This window comes from Streptomyces sp. NPDC001617 (genome assembly GCF_053596855.1).
Genome location: NZ_JBSFHA010000184.1, coordinates 1 through 3,884, shown reverse-complemented (window position 1 = coordinate 3,884; position 3,884 = coordinate 1). Strand labels below are relative to the sequence as shown.

Here is a 3,884-nt window from a genome sequence, read left to right as displayed (position 1 = left end):
GCCGACCTCGCCCTGGCAGCCGACCTCGGCGCCGGAGATGGAGGCGTTCTCCTTGAAGAGCATGCCGATGGCGCCGGCGGCGAGGAGGAAGCGGACGATACCGTCGTCGTCCGCGCCGGGGACGAAGTTGAGGTAGTAGTGCAGGACGGCGGGGATGATGCCGGCCGCGCCGTTGGTCGGCGCGGTCACCACACGTCCTCCGGCCGCGTTCTCCTCGTTCACCGCCATCGCGTACAACGTGACCCACTCCATGGCGTGCGCCAACGGATCGCCCCCGGCGCGCAGTTGCCGGGCCACGGCCGACGCCCGGCGGCGCACCTTCAGCCCGCCCGGCAGGATGCCCTCACGTGTCAGGCCACGAGCCACGCACGCCTCCATGACCTGCCAGATCTCCAGCAGCCCCGCGCGGATCTCGTCCTCGGTGCGCCACGCCTTCTCGTTCTCCAGCATCAGCGCCGAGATCGACAGGCCGGTCTCCTTCGTGAGGCGCAGCAGCTCGTCGCCGGTCCGGAAGGGGTAGGTGAGGACGGTGTCGTCGAGCTTGATGCGGTCCTGCCCGACGGCGTCCTCGTCGACGACGAAGCCGCCGCCCACCGAGTAGTACGTCTTCTCCAGCAGGGGAATCCCTTCGGTGTCGTACGCGAAGAGGGTCATGCCGTTGGCGTGGTACGGCAGGGCGCGGCGGCGGTGCAGGATCAGCTGCGTCGAGGCGTCGAAGCCGATCTCGTGGGCGGGCCCGATCTCCGCGCCGAGGAGGCGGAGGCGTCCGGTGGAGGTGATGCGGTCGGCCTCGGCGTCGGCGGACTCCACGTCGACCGTGTGCGGTTCATGGCCTTCGAGGCCGAGCAGGACGGCCTTCGGGGTGCCGTGGCCGTGGCCGGTCGCGCCGAGCGAGCCGAAGAGCTCGGCCCGCACCGAGGCCGTCTGCGCGAGCAGGCCCTCCTTCTTCAGGCGGCCGACGAACATACGGGCGGCACGCATCGGGCCGACCGTGTGCGAGCTGGACGGCCCTATGCCGATGGAGAAGAGGTCGAAGGCGCTGATGGCCACGGCGGGCTTCCTTGTCTGAGCGGAGCGGGTGTGGACCGGGGGAGCGGCGGGCTCGGCCGCTCTGCTTGCGCAGGCAGCAGTGCGCGGCACACGCATCGGCGGACAGGGCGCCCGAGATGCTCTCGGCGCGGAGCCTGAACGGCCAACCCTCGCTGTAGGGAGCCGAGTTGACCACTGCGGGGTTCTCGGCGAGCGCGCTGTTCACGTCCAGGACCGCGCCCGACCTGCTTGTAGCGTAATTCGCAACTAGATTCTTAATGTGAAACATGGTCGCCACTGCGGAGAGGGACTGTCAAGAGATGGTCCCGTTGAAAGAGATAGTGAATCGATGCCCTGTGCGTCGAGAAGCAGCGGCAGTGAGTCGCCCTCCGGGAGTGCGACTCGAACCGGTTCGATAAAACGTCGATGGAGGCTAGCGGCGCCGAAAGAGCGCCAGTAAGACCCACAGCACGGATTGGACGTCGATTTCCTGGAAGTGCACGCCAGGCATTGACACCCGTGCCTGCTCGCTCCTACCGTCCCCTCACGCGAACCGGTTCGACGATCGGTTCGGCCGCTGGCTCACTCGCGAACCGGTTCGCTACATTCGACCTACTCGACGCAGACGGCGACGACGCAGACACAGACCAGGGAGCGCCCCGTGAACATCGGAGAGATCGCCAAGCGGGCCGGTGTCTCGCGGAGCACCGTCTCCTACGCGCTCAGCGGCAAGCGCCCGGTGTCCGAGGAAACCCGGCAGAAGATCCAGCGGGTCATCGACGAACTGGGCTACCGCCCGAACGCGAGCGCCCGCGCCCTGGCCAACGGCCGGACCAGCACCCTCGGCCTGGTCTTCCCGCCGGCCGGAAACCACTACACCGGTATGCAGCTGGACTTCATCGGCAGTGTGGTGGAGGCCGCGGCTGCCTTCGACTACGACGTACTGCTCTCCCCGAGCGGGGCGGACAGCGACCGCTCGTTCCAGCGGCTGCTGGCCGAACGGCGGGTCGACGGCGCGATCCTGATGGAGATCAGGCTGGAGGACGACCGGATCGACCATCTGGTCGCCGAGGGCTTCCCCGCCGTGTGCATCGGCCGCACCGCGCGGCCGGACGGCGACTGGTGGGTGGGCCTGGACCACACCGCGCTGGCGGCGGCCTGCGTCCACCACCTGGCCGACCTGGGCCACCGCAGGATCGCCTTCGTCAACCGGCCCGAGCGCATGCTGCGCGCCGGGTACGAGTCGGCGCACCGGGGGCTGGACGGCTTCACCAAGGCCGCGGCCGAGCGCGGGCTCACCGTCCGCACGTACTGCTGCGGCGACGACCCCTCCTCCGGCGAGGCCTGCGTGGAGCGGATCCTGCACGACGATCCCGCCACCACGGCAGTGGTCACCCTCAACGAGGCCGCGCTGGGCGGCATCTACCGCGGTCTGGCCGCATCGGGCCGCCATGTGCCGCACGACTTCTCCATCACCGGAGTCGTGGCGAGCCGCTGGGCGGAGACAGTGACCCCGCAGCTCACCGCGGCGGACGTACCGGCGGAACAGATGGGACGCCTCGCCGTCGAACTGCTCGTCGAGCGCCTGGACCACCCCGACGCGGCGCCCCGCCACCACCTGCTCACCCCGCCCATCTCCCTGCGCGCCAGTACCGGCCCCGCGCACCCGCGCCACGACGCCTGACACACCCGGCTCACCCTCCTCGCCGCAGGCCAGTCGGGCGGGAAGACGTAGGGAACTCCCGTAGGCGCCAACACACTTGCCCTGTACTACAACAAGAAGGTCCTCCAGGCCGCGGGCGTCGACATCGCCTGGGTCAAGGACTGGGCTTCGCTGACGGCGGCCCTGGAGAAGGTGAAGAAGGCCGGCAAGAAGGGGATCACCTTCTCCGCGATCGGCACCGAGGAGGGCAGCTTCCAGTTCCTGCCCTGGTACTGGGGCGCGGGCGCCAAGCTCACCCGACTCGACTCCCCCCAGGGCGAGTCGGCGCTGTCCCTGTGGAACGGCTGGCTGAAGAAGGGCTACGCCCCCAACTCGGTGCTCAACAACACCCAGACCACCAGCTGGCAGGAGTTCGCCACCGGCGACTACGCGTTCGCCGAGAACGGCACCTGGCAGCTCGCCAACGCCGAGAAGGCCGGCTTCGAGTACGGCGTCCTGCCCATCCCCGGCGCCTCCGGCGGCAACGCCTCCGCCCCCACCGGCGGCGAGTTCGTCTACACGCTCAAGGTCTTCGACATCATCTGGATCATGACCAAGGGCGGCCCGGCCGACTCCTCCACCACCTTCGCCACCTGGTCCTACCGGCTCGGCTTCGGCAACCTGCTGCCCGTCTTCGGCCCCGGAGCGGCCGTCGGCAACCTGCTCGTCGTCGCCGCCCTGGTCTTCGGCCTGGTGTACTTCAGGGTCCAGCGAAAGCAGGCACTGGCATGACGACTCGTAGCTGGTGGAAGACCGGTGTCGGCCTCGCCCTCACCGCCGTCATGCTCTTCCCGGTCTACTGGATGCTCAACGCCTCCTTCACCCGCGACCAGGACCTGCGCAAGAGCCCGCCCGACCTGTTCCCCGCCCACGCCACCCTGGAGGGCTACCGGGCCGTAGTCGACCAGCAGTTGCCCTACCTCGGCACCAGCCTCGTCATCGGCCTGGGCACCGTCGCCCTCACGGTGGCGCTGGCCGCCCCCGTCGGCTACGCGCTCGCCAAACTCCAACTCGGCCTGCTCCAGTCGGTCCCCGGACTGATCGTCGCGGACTCCACGCTGGCCGTCCCCTTCGCCGTCCTCATCTTCACCGCGTTCATGTCCGGCATCCCCGGCGAACTGCTCCAGGCCGCCCAGATGGACGGCGCCGGACC

4 protein-coding genes and 1 pseudogene are annotated in these 3,884 nt (G+C 69.4%); 3 read left to right on the top strand and 2 right to left on the bottom strand.

The features are described 5' to 3' along the window. Both ACWC09_RS52305 and ACWC09_RS52300 read right to left on the bottom strand, forming a co-directional pair. Nucleotides 1–1,050 (bottom strand): L-serine ammonia-lyase (locus ACWC09_RS52305; RefSeq protein ID WP_450859353.1); only part of this gene is annotated, 1,050 nt, incomplete at its 3' end. 124 nt (nt 1,051–1,174) lie between these two features. After that, nucleotides 1,175–1,318, bottom strand: a pseudogene (locus ACWC09_RS52300) (hypothetical protein); the annotation flags it as partial. A gap of 372 nt (nt 1,319–1,690) precedes the next feature. Here ACWC09_RS52300 and ACWC09_RS52295 point away from each other — a divergent pair. The 3 genes from ACWC09_RS52295 to ACWC09_RS52285 form a co-directional block, all read left to right on the top strand. Then, on the top strand, nt 1,691–2,713 hold the full coding sequence (locus tag ACWC09_RS52295) for a LacI family DNA-binding transcriptional regulator (protein WP_450859351.1): 1,023 nt from the start codon (nt 1,691–1,693) through the stop codon (nt 2,711–2,713). 81 nt (nt 2,714–2,794) lie between these two features. Then, a complete protein-coding gene (locus tag ACWC09_RS52290) occupies nt 2,795–3,463 on the top strand; it encodes an extracellular solute-binding protein (RefSeq protein ID WP_450859355.1) in 669 nt (222 codons plus the stop codon). Further along, the coding region (locus ACWC09_RS52285; protein WP_450859349.1) for a carbohydrate ABC transporter permease at nt 3,460–3,884 on the top strand (425 nt) is incomplete at its 3' end. The genes ACWC09_RS52290 and ACWC09_RS52285, both read left to right, overlap by 4 nt.